Annotated in this window: 13 protein-coding genes; 1 reads left to right on the plus strand and 12 read right to left on the minus strand. The window is 62.3% G+C overall.

The features are described 5' to 3' along the window. Positions 1-10: 10 nt before the first annotated feature. The 9 genes from gltB to AB4N80_RS03025 all read right to left on the minus strand — a co-directional run bounded on the left by gltB (position 11) and on the right by AB4N80_RS03025 (position 13,060). Entirely contained in the window at positions 11-4,459 is a 4,449-nt protein-coding gene (gltB, locus tag AB4N80_RS02985) for a glutamate synthase large subunit (RefSeq protein ID WP_122565308.1), read from the minus strand. Between the two features lie 350 nt (positions 4,460-4,809). Then, on the minus strand, positions 4,810-6,399 hold the full coding sequence (locus AB4N80_RS02990) for an AAA family ATPase (protein WP_122565307.1): 1,590 nt from the start codon (positions 6,397-6,399) through the stop codon (positions 4,810-4,812). Between the two features lie 10 nt (positions 6,400-6,409). Further along, positions 6,410-7,510: a 3-dehydroquinate synthase gene (gene aroB, locus AB4N80_RS02995; protein ID WP_122565306.1), complete on the minus strand. Its 1,101-nt coding sequence runs from the start codon at positions 7,508-7,510 to the stop codon at positions 6,410-6,412. Positions 7,511-7,658: 148 nt separating this feature from the next. After that, positions 7,659-8,177, minus strand: a complete 519-nt coding sequence (aroK, locus tag AB4N80_RS03000; protein ID WP_122565305.1) for a shikimate kinase AroK — start codon at positions 8,175-8,177, stop codon at positions 7,659-7,661. 4 nt (positions 8,178-8,181) lie between these two features. Then, on the minus strand, positions 8,182-10,269 hold the full coding sequence (gene pilQ, locus AB4N80_RS03005; protein ID WP_460080624.1) for a type IV pilus secretin PilQ: 2,088 nt from the start codon (positions 10,267-10,269) through the stop codon (positions 8,182-8,184). 13 nt (positions 10,270-10,282) lie between these two features. Continuing rightward, the gene (locus AB4N80_RS03010; protein WP_305469354.1) at positions 10,283-10,813 is read right to left on the minus strand and encodes a pilus assembly protein PilP; all 531 of its coding nucleotides are present in this window, start codon (positions 10,811-10,813) and stop codon (positions 10,283-10,285) included. After that, positions 10,810-11,433 (minus strand): type 4a pilus biogenesis protein PilO, encoded by a 624-nt coding sequence (gene pilO, locus AB4N80_RS03015; protein ID WP_122565302.1) that lies wholly within the window; start codon positions 11,431-11,433, stop codon positions 10,810-10,812. Before pilO ends, AB4N80_RS03010 begins: the two co-directional genes overlap by 4 nt. Further along, positions 11,430-11,996 (minus strand): PilN domain-containing protein, encoded by a 567-nt coding sequence (locus AB4N80_RS03020; RefSeq protein WP_122565301.1) that lies wholly within the window; start codon positions 11,994-11,996, stop codon positions 11,430-11,432. Before AB4N80_RS03020 ends, pilO begins: the two co-directional genes overlap by 4 nt. Continuing rightward, entirely contained in the window at positions 11,996-13,060 is a 1,065-nt protein-coding gene (locus AB4N80_RS03025) for a pilus assembly protein PilM (RefSeq protein WP_122565300.1), read from the minus strand. The genes AB4N80_RS03020 and AB4N80_RS03025 overlap by 1 nt, the downstream gene beginning before the upstream one ends. A gap of 208 nt (positions 13,061-13,268) precedes the next feature. Here AB4N80_RS03025 and AB4N80_RS03030 point away from each other — a divergent pair, with 208 nt between their 5' ends. Further along, the gene (locus tag AB4N80_RS03030) at positions 13,269-15,713 is read left to right on the plus strand and encodes a penicillin-binding protein 1A (RefSeq protein ID WP_439653599.1); all 2,445 of its coding nucleotides are present in this window, start codon (positions 13,269-13,271) and stop codon (positions 15,711-15,713) included. Between the two features lie 556 nt (positions 15,714-16,269). Here AB4N80_RS03030 and AB4N80_RS03035 read toward each other — a convergent pair. The 3 genes from AB4N80_RS03035 to rpmE form a co-directional block, all read right to left on the minus strand. Next, positions 16,270-17,538, minus strand: a complete 1,269-nt coding sequence (locus tag AB4N80_RS03035) for a malic enzyme-like NAD(P)-binding protein (RefSeq protein ID WP_053117649.1) — start codon at positions 17,536-17,538, stop codon at positions 16,270-16,272. 184 nt (positions 17,539-17,722) lie between these two features. Further along, complete coding sequence (locus AB4N80_RS03040; protein WP_460080630.1) at positions 17,723-18,505, minus strand: thermonuclease family protein; 783 nt, start codon at positions 18,503-18,505, stop codon at positions 17,723-17,725. A gap of 41 nt (positions 18,506-18,546) precedes the next feature. Next, entirely contained in the window at positions 18,547-18,771 is a 225-nt protein-coding gene (gene rpmE, locus AB4N80_RS03045) for a 50S ribosomal protein L31 (protein WP_122565297.1), read from the minus strand. Positions 18,772-18,991: the final 220 nt, after the last annotated feature.

The following is an 18,991-nucleotide window of genomic DNA, read 5'->3' on the forward strand; positions in this document are numbered from 1 at the left end:
CAGGCGCATATCACTGCGGGTTGGCACGAGTGCTGGAAAGCAACGACTTCAGGTTGGCAGCCTTGGGCTTGACCAGCCAGAAACGGCGCAAGTAGTCATCGAGGTTCTCGGCGAGTTCACGACCCCACTCGCTGTCGGTTTCCGCGACGTACTCATTCAGCACGTTTTGCAGGTGGCTGCGATAGGCTTCCATCGCCTCGCCGCTGATCCGCTGGATTTCCACCAGTTCGTGGTTGACCCGGTCAACGAAGGTGTTGTCCTGGTCTAGCACGTAGGCGAAACCGCCGGTCATGCCAGAGCCGAAGTTATAACCGGTCTTGCCCAGCACGCAGACAAAACCACCGGTCATGTACTCGCAGCAGTGATCGCCGGTGCCTTCCACCACAGTGTGGGCCCCGGAGTTACGCACGGCAAAACGCTCGCCCGCAGTGCCGGCGGCGAACAGCTTGCCGCCCGTGGCGCCGTAGAGGCAGGTGTTGCCGATGATGGCACTGTCCTGGGTCTTGTAGACGCTGCCCTTGGGCGGAACGATGACCAGCTTGCCGCCGGTCATGCCCTTGCCCACGTAGTCGTTGGCATCGCCTTCCAGGTACATGTTCAGGCCACCGGCGTTCCAGACGCCGAAGCTCTGGCCCGCGGTGCCCTTGAAGCGGAAGGTCACCGGCGCCTTGGCCATGCCCTGGTTGCCGTGCTTGCGGGCGATTTCGCCGGAGATCCGCGCGCCGATGGAACGGTCGCAGTTGCAGATGTCCAGCTCGAACTCGGCACCGCTCAGGTCGTTGATCGCCGCAGCGGCCATGTCGACCATTTTCTCGGCCAGCTCACCCTTGTCGAAGGGCGGGTTGCGGTCGACCTGGCAGAACTGAGGTTTGTCCGCCGGGATGAGGTCGCTGCCCAGCAACGGGGTCAGGTCCAGGTGCTGCTGCTTGGCGGTCTGGCCCTCGATCACGTCCAGCAGATCGGTACGGCCGATCAGCTCTTCAAGGGAGCGCACGCCCAGCTTCGCCAGCCACTCACGGGTCTCTTCGGCCACGTAGGTGAAGAAATTCACCACCATGTCGACGGTACCGATGTAGTGGTCCTTGCGCAGCTTGTCGTTCTGGGTCGCCACGCCGGTGGCGCAGTTGTTCAGGTGGCAGATGCGCAGGTATTTGCAACCCAGGGCGATCATCGGCGCGGTGCCGAAGCCGAAGCTCTCGGCGCCGAGGATGGCGGCCTTGATCACGTCCAGGCCGGTTTTCAGGCCGCCGTCGGTCTGTACCCGGACCTTGCCGCGCAAGTCGTTGCCGCGCAGGGTCTGGTGGGTTTCGGCCAGGCCCAGCTCCCACGGCGCGCCCGCGTACTTGATCGACGTCAGCGGCGATGCACCGGTGCCGCCGTCGTAGCCGGAAATGGTGATCAGGTCGGCATAGGCTTTGGCCACGCCGGCCGCAATGGTGCCGACGCCAGCTTCCGCCACCAGCTTCACCGAGACCAGCGCCTTGGGGTTCACCTGCTTGAGGTCGAAGATCAGTTGCGACAAGTCTTCGATCGAGTAGATGTCGTGATGCGGCGGCGGCGAGATCAGGGTCACGCCAGGGACCGCGTAACGCAGCTTGGCGATCAGGCCGTTGACCTTGCCACCGGGCAACTGGCCGCCTTCGCCGGGCTTGGCGCCCTGGGCGACCTTGATCTGCAGCACTTCAGCGTTGACCAGGTATTCCGGCGTCACACCGAAGCGGCCGGTGGCCACCTGCTTGATTTTCGAACTCTTGATGGTGCCGTAGCGCGCCGGGTCTTCACCGCCTTCGCCGGAGTTGGAACGCGCACCGAGGCGGTTCATGGCTTCGGCCAGGGCTTCGTGGGCTTCCGGGGACAGTGCGCCCAGGGAAATACCGGCCGAATCGAAGCGCTTGAGCACCGATTCCAGCGGCTCCACTTCACTGATGTCCAGCGGTGTGTCGAGAGTCTTGACCTTGAGCAGGTCGCGGATCATCGACACCGGACGGTTGTCCACCAGCGAGGTGTATTCCTTGAACTTGCTGTAGTCGCCCTGCTGCACGGCCGCTTGCAAGGTGTTGACCACGTCCGGGTTGTAGGCGTGGTATTCACCGCCATGGACGAACTTCAGCAGGCCGCCCTGCTGGATCGGCTTGCGCGGGCTCCAGGCTTCGGCGGCCAGGGCTTTCTGCTCGGCTTCGATGTCGACGAAGCGCGCACCCTTGATGCGGCTCGGCACGCCACGGAAGCTCAGCTCGCAGACTTCTTCGGACAGGCCGATGGCCTCGAACAGTTGCGCGCCACGGTACGAGGCGATGGTCGAGATGCCCATCTTCGACAGGATCTTGAGCAGCCCCTTGGTGATGCCCTTGCGGTAGTTCTTGAACACCTCATAGAGGTCGCCCAGCACTTCACCGGTGCGGATCAGGTCGCCCAGCACTTCATAGGCCAGGAACGGATACACCGCCGAGGCACCGAAACCGATCAGCACCGCGAAGTGGTGCGGATCGCGGGCGGTGGCGGTTTCCACCAGGATGTTGGAGTCGCAGCGCAGGCCTTTTTCGGTCAGGCGATGGTGCACCGCGCCGGTGGCCAGCGAGGCGTGGATCGGCAGCTTGCCCGGAGCGATGTGGCGGTCGCTGAGGACGATCTGGGTACGCCCGGCGCGCGCGGCTTCTTCAGCCTGATCGGCCACGTTGCGGATCGCCGCTTCCAGGCCGACGCTTTCGTCGTAGTTCAGGTCGATGACCTGACGCGCGAAGCCCGGACGGTCGAGGTTGGTCAACGAACGCCACTTGGCCGGGGAAATGACCGGCGAGCTGAGGATCACCCGCGAGGCGTGTTCCGGCGACTCCTGGAAAATGTTGCGCTCGGCACCGAGGCAGATTTCCAGGGACATCACGATCGCTTCGCGCAACGGATCGATCGGCGGGTTGGTCACCTGAGCGAACTGCTGGCGGAAATAGTCGTACGGCGTGCGCACACGCTGCGACAGCACGGCCATCGGCGTGTCGTCACCCATGGAACCGACCGCTTCATAGCCCTGCTCGCCCAGCGGACGCAGCACCTGGTCACGCTCTTCGAACGTCACCTGGTACATCTTCATGTATTGCTTGAGCTGGTCGACGTCATAGAAAGCCGAGCCGTGGTCGTTGTCTTCCATGGTCGCCTGGATGCGCAGGGCATTCTTGCGCAGCCATTGCTTGTACGGATGACGGGACTTGAGGCGGTTGTCGATCGCGTCGGTGTCGAGGATCTGGCCGGTCTCGGTGTCCACGGCAAAGATCTGGCCCGGACCTACACGGCCCTTGGCGATGACGTCTTCGGGCTGGTAGTTCCAGACGCCGATTTCCGACGCCAAGGTGATGAAACCGTTGGTGGTGGTGACCCAGCGCGCCGGACGCAGACCGTTACGGTCCAGCAGGCACACAGCATAGCGACCGTCGGTCATGACGATACCGGCCGGGCCATCCCACGGTTCCATGTGCATGGAGTTGTATTCGTAGAAGGCCCGCAGGTCCGGGTCCATGGTCTCGACGTTCTGCCACGCCGGCGGCACCAGCATGCGCACGCCACGGAACAGATCGATGCCACCGGTCACCATCAGCTCCAGCATGTTGTCCATGCTCGAGGAGTCCGAGCCCACGCGGTTGACCAGCGGGCCGAGCTCTTCGAGGTCCGGCATCAGGTCGTTGGCGAACTTGGTGCGACGGGCCACGGCCCAGTTGCGGTTGCCGGTGATGGTGTTGATCTCGCCGTTGTGGGCGAGGAAGCGGAATGGCTGGGCCAGCGGCCATTTCGGCAGGGTGTTGGTGGAGAAGCGCTGGTGGAACACGCAGATCGCGGTTTTCAGGCGCTCGTCGCTCAGGTCCGGATAGAAGGCGGTGAGGTCCGCCGGCATCATCAGGCCTTTGTAGATGATGGTCTTGTGGGAAAAGCTGCAGATGTAGTGGTCGGTGTCGGCGGCATTGGCCACGGACGAACGACGACGGGAGCTGAACAGCTTGATCGACATGACCTGGTCGCTCAGGCCTTCGCCGGCGATGAACACCTGTTCGATCTGCGGCAGGCGCTCGAGCGCCAGGCGGCCGAGGACGCTGGTGTCGATCGGCACTTTGCGCCAACCAACCAGTTGCAGGCCGGCGGCCAGGATCTCGCGATTCATGTTTTCGCGAGCCGCCTGGGCCTTCACCGGGTCCTGGTTGAAGAACACCATGCCCACGGCGTACTGCTTGGGCAGGGTCACGCCAAACGTTTCCTGGGCTACGGCACGCAGGAACTCGTCGGGTTTTTGAATCAGCAAGCCACAACCGTCACCGGTCTTGCCGTCGGCGTTGATCCCACCGCGGTGGGTCATGCAGGTCAGGGCCTCAATGGCCGTTTGCAAAAGGGTATGACTGGGCTCGCCCTGCATATGGGCTATCAGGCCGAAACCGCAGTTATCCTTGAATTCATCTGGTTGGTACAGACCTGCTTTCATAGACACTTTCTCACCAGGCTGCCTCTAATCGAGGCAAATTTCTTTTCAATTCAACCAGTTGCATGCCGCGCCGAACGTACGCCAGCTTTGCGGGGGCAAAAGGGAGGTCATTGTACACACCGACACAGGGGCTCACAAATTTGACGACGAACTGTCGCAAATCCATGTCGCATTTGTGAAAGGTTTAAAGCTATATGCTGTGCTAGTCAAAACTTTTTTGGGTTTGACCGCTACGACTCAAACGCTACTGTGACGCAGACACCACAAGGCGCGCGGCCTGAAAGGTCGCCCGCCCTTGCGGAAATTTTGAGGTTGCCGGGAGAGGCGGCCTGGGTAAGGCCGCCGAATCTTCAGCGAGTTGCTGCCAGTTCCTGTTGGACGCTGGCGACAGTGCGAGGCCAAGGTTTACCAGCCTGAACCTTCGCTGGCAAGGCCTTGATGGCGGAAACGGCCGCATCACGGTTGGCAAAGCTGCCGTAGGTGATGACATACAGCGGCTTGCCGTTGAGCACTTTCTTGAAATAACGGTACTCGCCGCCCTGCTCCTTGACGAAGTTCTGCGCCGCGGTTTCGGAACTGGTGCCGAGGATCTGCACCACGTAGTTGCCCGGTGCCTGGCCGGCGTACCAGCTACCGCCCGCGGCCTTGGCCGGGGCAGCAGGCTTAGCCGCAGGTGCTGGCGCCGCTGGCTTGGCCGCTGGCGCTGGAGTCGGTGCAGGCTTGGCGGTGGCCACCTGGGTCGGCGCCGGGGTCGGCTTGGCAGTCGGAGCAGGCGTTGGCGTTGGCGTTGGTGCAGGACCCGCCGGCACGCCCGCAGGCGGTGCGGTAGTGGTCACGGTCGGCGGCACGTCACTGCTGTCGTCGATCGGTGGCGCTGCGCCGTCGTCGCCTTCGGTGATGCCTCCGGCCGCTTCGGCCAGCGGGCCACGCATGACCGGCTGCGACTGGCCGACCAGCGGCAGCGGCATCGGCTGGGTGTTACCGGCGAATTCCACGGCCGGCGCGCCACCGTTGGGTTGCGGCGTACCTTGGCCGAGGGGCAGTTGCGCCTGTTCGTTGGCTGGGGCACCCGTGGTGGGTGCCTTGGTGCGACCCGGCATCAGCCAGGCGGCGGCAACCGCGACCACGACCACGGCGGAAATTGCCAATACGTGTTTCTTCGGCATGTTGAACCCCATACTTGGACGCTTCACCGCTGAGCGGCTGGCAATCATGACTTCGATCAGAGCATCGCGGGCAACCTGGTTGATGTTGCCAGGCCAGCCATCGGAGCTTTCGTGAATCTCAGAGATCTGATCGGCAGTGAAAAGTTCGATACCCCGGCCCGCGCCTTCAAGGCGCTGGGCCAAATATTCACGCGTCTCTTCCTCGGTGTAGGGCGCCAGTTCGATGACATGGAAGCGCTCTTCCTCGAGGTTCAACTGGTCCAGGTCGGCGATCAGCGAGGACTCGCCAAACAGGAACACATGAGGGCGTCCTTCCGGCGCACCGGCCGCCAAGGCCAGCAGGGCTTCGAGGGCCGACTCGTCGAGTTGCTCGGCATCGTCCACGAGCAGATAGACTTCCTGCCCGGTCAGCGCCAGTTGCACGATCTGCTCGAGAATTGCACCAACTTCGGCCTGGGCGACGTTCAGCGCCTGGGCCACCTGGCGCAACACACCGGCGGCATCGCCGGCGCCACGGGCCGACACCACCACGCTTTGCACGGACTGTTTGTTGGTGCTGGCCACCAGGGCCTGGCGCAGCAAGGTCTTGCCGCTGCCCTGGGGACCGGTGACTACCAGAAGCAACTGGCTGTAGCGCGCCAGGTGATGCAACTGACCCAGCACCGGCTTGCGCTGGGCGGGGAAGAACTTGAAGCCCGGGACCCGTGGGGCAAAAGGGTCATGACTCAATTGGAAATGGCCGAGGAAAGCCTCGTCGGCATGCAAACTAGTCATCGGAGTCTTATTAACCTTTAAGCTGAGCCAGGGCGCGGTAGTCCGCTCCCAGCGTGGCCTGTAGAACTTCTTTCGGATAATCGTCGGTCACCACCGCTTCGCCCATGTGGCGCAGCAGCACCAGGCGCAGACGACCGTCGATCACTTTTTTGTCGATTGCCATGTGTTCAAGAAAATCCGCCTCGCTCATTTCCTCGGGCGGAACCACCGGCAGCCCGGCGCGCTGGAACAGACGAATACCGCGATCGCGCTCCTGTTCGCTGATCCAGCCCAGGCGCGCGGACATCTCCAGGGCCATGACCGTACCGGCCGCAACCGCTTCACCGTGCAGCCAGACACCATAGCCCATGTGGGTTTCGATGGCATGGCCGAAGGTGTGTCCCAGATTAAGGGTGGCGCGCACCCCGGATTCACGCTCATCGGCACCGACCACGGCAGCCTTGGCGGCGCAGGAGCGCTCGATGGCGTAGGTCAGGGCCGCTTGATCCAGCGCACGCAGGCGGACGACGTTCTCTTCGAGCCAACCCAGGAACGGTTCGTCGCAGATCAGCCCGTACTTGATGACTTCCGCCAGCCCCGCAGACAGCTCGCGGGCCGGCAAAGTATTGAGGGTGGCGGTGTCGATCAGCACCACGTTGGGCTGATAGAACGCGCCGACCATGTTCTTGCCCAGCGGATGGTTGATCCCGGTCTTGCCGCCCACCGACGAGTCGACCTGCGACAGCAGCGTAGTAGGGATCTGGATGAAATCAACGCCGCGCTGATAACAAGCGGCGGCAAAACCAGCCATGTCGCCGATCACGCCACCGCCCAGGGCAATCACCGTGGTGCGGCGATCGTGCCGTGCGGTCAGCAGGCCGTCGAAAATAAGTTGCAGGGTTTCCCAGTTCTTGAAGGCTTCGCCGTCGGGCAATACCACCGAAATGACCGAAAAGGCCGACAGGCTGCGGGTCAGACGTTCCAGATACAGAGGCGCGACGGTTTCATTGGAAATGATCGCCACTTGCCGCCCGGCGATATGCGGCGCCAGCAGTTCGGGCTGGTCCAGCAAGCCTTCGCCAATATGAATCGGGTAGCTGCGCTCGCCCAGGTCGACCTTAAGTGTCTGCATGTGTCCCCACAGAGAAGATGGAATCAGGCGTCCTGCCTGCAATTAACGAAAGTCCACGGTGCTTGTTCCCACGCCAGTTAATGGCCATCCGCCACGCCCCAGCCGGGCCATGACGGGACGTCGAGGATAGCGCATTTCGCCAGGCGCATTAACGGGGCGGTAGTTGTTGAAGGCGCTCGAGGATGTCCAGCACCACCATCCGCGGCGGCCGCTCGTCGGTTTCCACCACCAGGTCGGCGATCTCCCGATACAGCGGGTCGCGCAGCGCCAGCAGGTCGCGCAGGGTCTTGGCCGGGTCGGCGGTGCGCAACAGCGGCCGGTTGCGATCCCGGGCGGTGCGGCCGACCTGCTGCTCGACAGAGGCGTGCAGATAGACCACTCGTCCGCCGGCATGCAGCGCCCGACGATTGGCTTCGCGCATCACTGCGCCGCCGCCGGTGGCCAACACCACGCCCTCGAACGCGCACAATTCGGCGATCATCGCCTGCTCACGGTCACGAAAGCCCGGCTCGCCTTCCTTATCGAAGATCCATGGGATATTGGCACCCGTGCGCAATTCAATTTCCTTGTCGGAATCTTTGAACGGCAGGCGCAGCTCTTTGGCCAGCAAACGGCCGATGGTGCTTTTTCCAGCGCCCATCGGCCCAACAAGAATCAAATTTCGCACAGAATCAACGACTCACAGCAATCGCCTGGTTATTCATGATACGCGGAGTGAGGAACACCAGCAGCTCGGATTTTTTCTCCGAAACCACATCACGCCGGAAAAGGCGGCCAAGATACGGCACATCGCCAAGAAATGGCACCTTATCTACGACCTTGCTCTGAGTATTTGAGAAAACCCCGCCAATCACAATGGTCTCGCCATCATTGACCAGGACCTTGGCGTTGACTTCGTTTTTCTTGATCGGTGGCACTTCCTGCACCTTGTTCAGGTAATCAGGCTCATCCTTGGTGACCTTGACCTCCATGATGATGCGGTTGTCCGGGGTGATTTGCGGGGTCACCTCCAGCGATAGCGAGGCCTCCTTGAACGACACCGAGGTGGCGCCGCTGGAACTGGCTTCCTGATAAGGGATCTCCGTGCCCTTGAGGATCTTTGCCGTCTCCTTGTCAGATGTCACCACCTTGGGCTGGGAGACAATTTCGCCGTTGCCGGTTTTTTCCATGGCAGTCAGCTCAAGGTCCAGCAACACGTTGTCGGTGATGAACGCAATGCCGATCCCCGAGGTATTACCCGAGGCACCCAGGTCGACGAACGGCTGGTTGGTGCCGGTACTGCCCGGCGTGCCGATGGTCGTGGAGGTGCCAGTGGTCACCCCCGAGGAGTTCCAGTTGCCCTTGTTCTGTATCGACCCGCCCCAGCGCACGCCCAGGCTTTTGTCGTAGTCGACATTGGCCTCGACAATCCGCGCCTCGATCATCACCTGGCGCACCGGAATATCCAGCTGTGCCACGATCCGGCGCAGTTCGTCGAGCCGGTCCTGGGTCTGGTAGGCAATGATGTTGTTGGTTCGCTCATCGACCGTGATCGTGCCGCGCTCGTCGGCTTTCGCCTCGGCACTGGTCACCGACTGGAACAACTTGGCGATGTCCGCCGCCTTCGCATAGTTGACCTGCAACAGCTCACGCCGCAGCGGCGCCAGGTCGGCAATCTGCTTCTGCGACTCCAGTTCCTGGCGCTCGCGCGCCGCGATTTCATCGGCCGGGGCCACCAGCAGCACGTTGCCGACCTTGCGCTTGTCCAGGCCCTTGGTCTTGAGCACCAGGTCCAGCGCCTGGTCCCAAGGCACGTTCTGCAACCGCAGGGTGATGCCACCCTGCACTGTGTCGCTGGCCACCAGGTTCAGGTTGGTGAAATCGGCAATCAGTTGCAGGACCGAACGCACTTCGATGTCCTGGAAGTTGAGCGAGAGCTTCTCGCCGCTGTAGGCGGCGCGGTCGGCATTGCGTTTTTGCAAGTCGTCCACGGTCATGGGCCGGACGCTGACGGTGAGCTTGTTGTCGGTCTGGTAGGTCGAGTAGTCGAAGGTGCCGCTGGGCTCGATGCTGATGGTCGCCCGGTCGCTGCCAGCGCTGGCATTGACGAATTGCACCGGGGTGGCGAAGTCCTTGACGTCCAGGCGCACCCGCAGTGGCTCGGGCAATTGGGTCCTGGCGAAATTGAGGATGATCTTGCCTTCGCGCTCCTGGATGTCCGGGGCGATGGATGGATCGGACAAATCGATCACCACGTTGCCTTCGCCCTGGGTCCCGCGCTGGAAATCCACCCCACGAATCGCCTTGCCCGCCGGCGCACTGGCCCGCGCGGGCGCAGCGCTGGCAACCGCCGGGCGCGGGGCCTGGGCAGAGGGCTTCGAAGCAGTATTCTTCGGGGTCTGGCCCTTGCCAACCACCACGAACAGGTTATTGCCTTCGACCCGGGTGTCATACGGCGCCAGTTGGGTCAGGCCGATGATCAACCGGGTGCGATCCCCCGCCTCGACCACGGTGGCGCTGCGCGCATTGCCCCCGCCCAGGTCGTGACGCCTGTTGGTCAGTTGATTGGTCACGCCTGGCAGGTCCAGGGCAATCCGGGCCGGCTGTTCGGTGGTGTAGCCCCGGGGTGTTGGCGGCGGCCCGTCGAAGGTGAGCTTCAACTCGACACGGCCCCCCGGCAACGCCGCCACATCCAGCGTCTTCAGACTGGCCCCAAGAACCATCGGCGACAACAGCGCTATCCATAGCGAAATACCGAGGGCTGAAAAAATCCTGTTCATTGTTCGAGTTCCACTATGAATGCTCTTTCAAAGGAATGGTCCGTGGTCGCTCCAGCCAGGCACCCTCGCCATCGGGAACGATTTCGACCACATCGACCTGGGTGGCGCTGATGGCGACGATCCGCCCGTCATTGCGCCCCAGATAGTCACCGACCTTGAGCCGATGCACCCCGCCCGCGCCCCGCAGGAGCGCGAAGGAGCCACCGGCGTTGGAGATCGTACCGACCATTTCAAACTGCTCGATGTTGAAGCCTTCCAGGTATTGCTTGACCCGGTTGGGGTCGGGCCGGACGTTGCGCGAGCCGCGCTGCCGGTCGGCCTGGTCGACGCGGACCTGCCGGGAAAACGGGCTGCGCAGGTTCGCGGCGCTGTAGGTAAAGGTCTCGTAGGGCCTGAACGTCGGCGTCGGCTCGATCTTGCCGGGCGGACGCAGACGCACTTCGTTCATGTAGGCGTCCAGGTCGCTGAACCCGTTGTCATTGTTGCAGCCCGCCAGCGCGACCAGGCCTGCCAGCAGGCAGAGGCGACACACCAGCGGCCTCATGGCTGAGCCTCCTGCTCGTTGTAGCGGTAGGTCTTGGCCTGGATGCTCATGCGCAGCTTCGTGCCTGCCTCGGGCTCCATCGGCGCAATTTCGAAATCGTGCAGCGTGACAATCCGGGGCAGCCCGGCCACCCCACTGACGAATGTCGCCAGGTCGTGATAGCCGCCGGTCACGGTGATCTGGATCGGCAGCTCGATGTAGAACGGTTGGGTGACTTCCGGCAGCAGCTTGATTTCCTCGAACTCCAGGCCGCTGCCCAGGCCGGTGCGAGTAATGTCTTCCAGCAGGCCCGGCACTTCGGTATCGCTGGGCAATTGCCGCAACAGCACACCAAAAGACGCTTCCATCTGCTTCATCTGCTCGGTGTAGCGTTCCAGGTTTGCGGCCATGTGCGCCTTGCCCGCGAATTGCGCCTTGAGGGTGTTTTCTTCCTCGCGCACCTGCTGCAGCTGGTTTTCCAGATCACTCAAGGCAAAGTTATAGCCCAGCCCCAGCACCAGGACCACCAGCAGGACGCCGGCCAGCCATTTGATCGGTGCCGGCCAGGAACCGATGTTGTTGGTGTCCAGGTCACTGATGTCGATCTTGCGCAGCGCGTCGAACCACTCCCCAGGCTTCATTGAGCGTCCTCCACTTCGACCGGGCGGGTCTGACGAACCGTCAACTGGAAAACGTTGGCCTGGTCGAGCTGACCGGCGGTGGTGGCCTTGACCTCCGTCAAACTGGGCGCATCGAACAGGTCCGACGAGTCCAGGTTGCGCATCAGGTCCGAGACCCGGTTGTTCGATTCTGCGGCCCCCTTGATGAAGAGCGTCCGATCTTCCATCTTCACTTCGGTGAAATACACCCCGTCCGGCAAGGTTCTCACCAACTGGTCGAAGATGCGCCCGCTGACCGGTCGGTTCCCTTGCAAGTCCTGGATGATGCGCATGCGCTCCAGCAATTGCTGACGGCGGGCTTTCAACTCGCTGATCTGCTTGATGCGCTCGTCCAGCACGGCGATCTGCTCGGAGAGGTGACTATTGCGGGCGACCTGGTGGTCGATGGCGCTGTCGAAGTAGCGCACGGCGACCAGGACCACGCCGACCGCCCCGACCAGCGCCCCGACCAAGGCCAGCAGAAAGCGCTTGCGCCGCTCTTCGCGCAGCTCTTCACGCCAGGGAAGCAGGTTGATCCGCGCCATCAGTCGAAACTCCTGAGGGCCAGCCCACAGGCAATCATCAGCGCCGGCGCATCACTGGCCAGGGCACCGGCATTGACCTTGCTGCTCAGGGCCATGTTGGTAAACGGGTTGGCCACCTGGGTCGGCGTGCCCAGGCGCTGCTCGATCAGCCGATCCAGGCCGGCGACCGACGCCGTGCCCCCGGCCAGCAGAATGTGGTCCACCGCGCTGTACTGGCCCGAGGCGAAGAAAAATTGCAGGGACCGCGAGACCTGCTGCACCAGGGCCTCGCGAAAAGGTTGCAGCACTTCGCTGAGATAATCGTCCGGCAACCCACCCTGCTTCTTTGCCAGGCCGGCCTGTTCGGGTGTCAGGCCGTAGCGGCGCTGAATTTCATCGGTCAACTGGCGCCCGCCGAACAATTGTTCGCGGGTATAGATGATGCGCCCGTTGTGCAGCACGCTGAGGGTGGTCATGGTGGCGCCGATGTCGATGACCGCCACCGTCAGCCGCTCCTGGGACGCGGCCAGTTGCGTGGCGAGCAGGCCAAAGGCTCGCTCCAGCGCATAAGCCTCCACATCGACCACCCGGGCCGTCAGCCCGGCGAGCGCCAACGCGGCCTCGCGAACCTCGACGTTTTCCTTGCGACAGGCCGCCAGCAGCACTTCGACGCGCTCGGCGCTGCGCGGCGAAACGCCCACCACTTCGAAATCGATGGCCACCTCATCCAGCGGATAGGGAATGTATTGATCGGCCTCGATCTTGAGCTGGTTCTCCATGTCGTCGTCGGAGAGGCCCGCGTCCATCTCGATGATCTTGGTGATCACCGCCGAGCCCGCCACGGCCACCGCCACGCTACGCAAGGGCGTCTTGGCCTTGGCCAGCAGCCGCGACAACGCCTGGCCCACCCCTTCGAGTTCGGCGATGTTCTTCTCGATCACTGCATTGGCCGGCAACGGTTCGACCGCGTAGGACTCGACGCGGTATCGCTCGCCCTGGCGACTCAACTCGAGCAGCTTCACCGACGTCGAACTGATGTCGATCCCCAGAAGTGCATGGGCTTTTTTATTGAAGAGTCGTAGCACTACCAATTCCCTATGACTATCCGTGAGTTACGGACTCTCTAATATGCATTGCGTTCAATCACCGCCGTCCGACGGACGTCCGGATGGCGTTCCCGACGAAAAAAAATGCTTATAATGCCCAGCGTTTTTTTTCGCTTTGTTGCAAGCACGGGTCCATCCCTGCACCTGGCGCCTTTTTCATTCTTTGCCTGGATATCCAAAAGCCTTGATTCGTCTGCTGAAATTTTTCGGATGGTCCATCGTCGCCGTTTTCTGCGGACTGCTCTTGGGCCTGAGCGGTGCTTTTCTTTACCTTAGTCCGGGATTGCCGTCCGTGGAGGCGCTGAGAAGTATTCAGTTGCAGATTCCTTTGCGGGTGTACAGCAGCGACAACAAGTTGATCGCCGAATTTGGCGAAATGCGCCGTACACCGATCCGTTTCGCCGACATTCCCCCCAATTTCATCAATGCGTTACTAAGTGCTGAAGACGATAACTTCGCCAACCACTATGGCGTCGATCCCGGCAGCCTGATGCGCGCTGCCAGCCAGTTGATCAAGAGCGGGCACATCCAGTCCGGCGGCAGCACCATCACCATGCAGGTGGCCAAGAACTTCTTCCTGACCAGCGAGCGCAGCTTCTCGCGCAAGACCACCGAAATTCTCCTGGCCCTGCAGATCGAGCGACAGCTGACCAAGGATGAAATCCTCGAGCTGTACGTGAACAAGATTTACCTGGGCAACCGCGCCTACGGCATCGAGGCGGCGGCACAGGTGTATTACGGCAAATCGATCCGCGATGTGAGCCTGGCGCAGATGGCGATGATCGCCGGCCTGCCCAAGGCACCGTCGCGCTTCAACCCGCTGGCCAACCCGGCGCGTAGCAAGGAACGTCGCGACTGGATCCTTGGGCGCATGTACAAGCTCGGCAAGATCAGCGAGGCCGACTACACCGCCGCGATCAATGAGCCGCTGAACGCCAGCTATCACGTGCCGACTCCGGAAGTGAACGCCCCGTACATCGCCGAGATGGCCCGTGCCGAGATGGTCGGGCGCTATGGCAGCGACGCCTACACCGAAGGTTTCCGCGTGACCACCACGGTGCCAAGCAACTTGCAGGAAATGGCCAACACTGCATTGCACGAGGGCCTGATGACCTACGACCAGCGCCACGGCTACCGTGGCCCTGAATCGCGCCTGCCGGGCAAGACCAAGGAGGCCTGGGCCCTGGAGCTGACCAAGCAGCGCACCATCAGCAGCCTGGAGCCGGCGATCGTCACCTCGGTGGACAAGGACGGCATCAAGGTGCTGACCCGCAACGGCGAGCTGGAAGAACACGTGGCCTGGGACACCATGAAATGGGCCCGTCCGTTCCTCAATACCAACAGCATGGGCGCCAACCCACGGCAGCCGTCGGACGTTGCCCAGGTCGGCGACCTGATCCGCGTCCAGCGCCAGGCGGACAACACGCTCAAGTTCAGCCAGATCCCGGCCGCCCAGGGCGCGCTGGTGTCCCTCGACCCGCAGAACGGCGCCATTCTTTCGCTGGTGGGTGGCTTCGCCTTCGAGCAAAGCAATTACAACCGGGCGCTGCAGGCCAAGCGCCAGCCGGGCTCGAGCTTCAAGCCATTCGTCTACAGCGCCGCGCTGGATAACGGCTACACCGCCGCCAGCCTGGTGAACGATGCGCCGATCGTGTTCGTCGATGAGTACCTGGACAAGGTCTGGCGCCCGAAGAACGACACCAATACGTTCCTCGGCCCGATTCGCCTGCGCGAGGCGCTGTACAAATCCCGCAACCTGGTATCGATCCGTCTGCTGCAGGCGCTGGGTGTGGACCGCACCATCGACTACATCAGCAAGTTCGGCTTCAACAAGCAGGACCTGCCGCGCAACCTGTCCCTGGCCTTGGGCACCGCGACCTTGACGCCGATGGAAATCGCCACGGGCTGGAGCACGTTCGCCAACGGCGGCTACAAGATCACCCCGTACATCATCGACAAGATCGAAAGCCGCAACGGCGAGACGTTGTTCGTCGCCAACCCGCCACGGGTTCCCACGGGCGAGCAGGTCAGCGATGGTGTCGCCGCACCGTCCACCGACACGTTCACGGTCAATGCGACGCCAGGCGAAGCCACCACGCCCCCGGGCCTGCCGCAAGCGCCCGCCGTGGCGGAACGCATTGTCGATGGCCGCACCACCTTCATTCTCAATAGCATGCTGCAGGACGTGATCAAGCTCGGCACCGGCCGTCGCGCGCTGGCCCTGGGCCGCACCGACCTGGCGGGCAAGACCGGTACCACCAACGAATCCAAGGACGCCTGGTTCTCCGGCTACAACGCCGATTACGTGACCACGGTCTGGACCGGTTTCGACCAGCCCGAAAGCCTGGGTCGCCGTGAGTTCGGCGGTACCGTGGCGCTGCCGATCTGGATGACCTACATGGGCGCCGCCCTCAAGGACAAGCCGCCGCACACCCAGCCGGAACCGGAAGGCATCCTCAGCCTGCGGGTCGACCCAGTCAGCGGCCGCGCGGCCACGCCGGGCACCCCAGGGGCGTACTTTGAACTGTTCAAGAGCGAAGACACGCCGCCGTCGGTCAACGAGCTGGGCAACGGCGTCGCACCGGGTAGCCCGCTGCCGGCGGACGAAGCGGCACCGATCGATCTGTTCTGACCGCCCCCAACCCAAAAGCCCTGCCTTCGCGAGAAGTGCGGGGCTTTTTTTGGCCGCACCATTCCTGATGTGGGAGCAAGCCACAGGGGCTGGATTGACGTTCAAGCGTTGGGCTGAAAGGCCTGGGGTGAATTGAAGAATGTCATCGCGAGCAAGCTCGCTCCCACAGGGGACTTTTGGCGGTCGCACAATCAATGTCTATCGCCGGACCAATGTGGGAGCGAGCTTGCTCGCGATGGCGGCAGCCCAGGCAACCCAAACCCCGTGGCGAGGGAGCTTGCTACCGCTGACCTGCGCAGCAGGCCCCTGCATGCCTATAGACAGACCGAATTGCCCGGTTTGCGGCCGCTGCGCAGCCGAGCGGGGGCAAGCTCCCTCGCCACAGGGATTGGATTGAGGCTCAAGCGTTGGGCTGAAAGGCCTGGGGTGAATTGAAGAATGTCATCGCAAGCAAGCTCGCTCCCACAGGGGACTTTTGGCGGCCATAAAAAGTGGCGGCCAATAAAAAGCCCCGGCTCACAGGAGCCGGGGCTTTTTATTGAAGCGCTACAACGGCTTAGCCGTTGAACACGTCATCCACGCTCTTGAGCGGGTAGTTCTTCGGATACGGCAGGGTGGCCACGCCCGTCTCGATGGCGGCCTTGGCCACGGCGTCGGAGATCAGGGTGATCAGGCGGGCGTCCATGGGTTTCGGAATGATGTACTCACGACCGAATTCCAGCTTGATGCCGCCGTAGGCGTCGCACACTTCCTGAGGCACCGGCAGCTTGGCCAGTTCACGCAGGGCGTTGGCGGCCGCGACTTTCATCTCTTCGTTGATGCGCTTGGCGCGAACGTCCAGGGCACCACGGAAGATGAACGGGAAGCCCAGCACGTTGTTGACCTGGTTCGGGTAATCCGAACGGCCAGTGGCCATGATCACGTCGTTGCGAGTCGCGTGAGCCAGCTCCGGGGAGATTTCCGGGTCCGGGTTCGAGCAAGCGAACACGATCGGGTTCGGCGCCATGCGCAGCAGGTTTTCCGGGCTCAGCAGGTTCGGACCCGACAGGCCAACGAACACGTCGGCACCGTCCAGCGCGTCCGCCAGGGAGCGCTTGTCGGTCGCGTGGGCGAAGACGGCCTTGTACTGGTTCAGGTCGTCACGGCCGGAGTGGATCACGCCGGTACGGTCAACCATGAAAATGTTTTCGATCTTGGCGCCCATGCTCACCAGCAACTTCATGCAGGAGATGGCCGCAGCGCCGGCGCCCAGGCAGACGATCTTGGCTTCCGGCAGAGTCTTGCCGGCGATTTCCAGGGCGTTGATCATGCCAGCTGCGGTGACGATGGCGGTGCCATGCTGGTCATCGTGGAATACTGGAATGTCGCACTGTTCGATCAGGGCGCGCTCGATCTCGAAGCACTCAGGTGCCTTGATGTCTTCCAGGTTGATGCCACCGAAGGTGATGGAGATACGCTTGACGGTGTCGATGAAGGCTTGCGGGCTCTCGGAGTCGACTTCGATGTCGAATACGTCGATACCGGCGAAGCGCTTGAACAGCACGCCCTTGCCTTCCATGACTGGCTTGGAAGCCAATGGGCCGAGGTTACCCAGGCCGAGAATCGCGGTGCCATCGGAAATGACTGCAACCAGGTTGCCTTTACCGGTGTATTTGTAGGCCAGTTCAGGGTCGCGAGCAATTTCGCGGACTGGTTCGGCTACGCCGGGGCTGTAGGCCAGCGACAAGTCGCGAGCAGTAGCGGTGGCCTTGGTGAGCTCGACACTCAGCTTTCCTGGACGAGGATGCGCGTGATATTCGAGAGCGGCAGTTTTCAGATCAGACATGTGGGCATTCCGCTTTTTACTGTGTTGGACAGACGGACCGCCGAGGATACGCGCCTCGCAAAGTCCCTACAAGACTGACCAGTCACTGCTGTCAAGCGCCCTGCCCTACGACTTTGGGCCAAGAGCCGCGAAACACAAGGGCTAGATGCATACAATTCGAAAGAATAATGTCTACAATTTTTTCTTACAGAACCGCTTCCAGCATGGCCGGATCGGTCAGCGGCAACATCCATCGCGCCTGTCCGGCCTTGTTGCCGCCACGCCGGGCGCGGTCGACGACCCAGCCACGGGCCTCGATTTTGCGGCCCTTGAGCCGCTCCAGGGCCGAGGCGTCGAAGCGCCTCTGCATACCGGGCGCAACGTGCAGGACAACCGGCCCCTGCAATTCAATCCAGATACCACCGCGATTGCGTCGCACGCCTTCTACACGCCCACTCGTCAGCACGAAACCGGGCGCATTGATCTGCTCCGCTCGCACGACGGGGGATTTTTTCCAGAGACCGGATCCGGTTTGCCGCGCATGACGTTCGGCCATTTGCTGGCAACTGACCAGGTCGACGTTCGGCGCGACCGCCACCAGAAACCCCAGCCCCTCGGCAATCAAGCGCTCTTCGAGGTTCTCGCCCTGGGCGTTGTAGACATGGGCCAGCGTACGGCCGTAGTCATCGCGGTCGTCCTTGCCAGGCAATACGCCCACCCGGCCATGGTTGGCGGCCACCAGGGCTTCGAGTCGCTGGCGTGCCGCCACGGCGAACGGCTCGTCGGCGCGGCCGCGCTTGCCCAACTCAGGGCTGTTCAGGCCGATCATCCGAATGCGTCGGCCATCCTCCAGGTACAAGGTGTCGCCATCCACCACGCGCTGCACCGCCACCTGGGGCAGGTTGCCCGGCGAAGGACAGGCCGCCTGGGCACCACAGAACCAAATCGCAGACACAAAAAAGGCGCCCGCAAGGGACGCCTTTTTCATCACTCTGGAGAAGCCGGAACGACTTTCCAAAATGATCAGCCTCAGGCTTTTGGAGCAACTTTGCCGAAAGCACCGAAACGATCGGCGAACTTCTGAACGCGGCCGCCGGTATCCAGAGTCTTTTGCTTACCGGTGTAGAACGGGTGGCATTCGTTGCAAACGTCGATCGCCAGGGCTTTGCCGTAGGTCGAACGCGTTTCGAACTTGTTGCCGCAGCTGCAGGTTACGGCAATTTCTGGGTATTCCGGATGGATATCGGTTTTCATGCTGTTTTCCTCAGGCTAGCGTGCCGCCACCCAACACTATTGTTGAATACCGCACGTAATTAGGCCGCGGATTCTACCAGACATCGTCGTTCGCGCAAGCTATGCCTTGTACCAACCGTCTGCTAGGCTCCCGCCCTCAGCACAATCCCTGTGGGAGCGAGCTTGCTCGCGATAGCGGCGATTCAGTCAGCATCAATGTGACAGAACTGACGCCATCGCG

It is taken from the genome of Pseudomonas sp. H3_A02 (assembly GCF_054671965.1).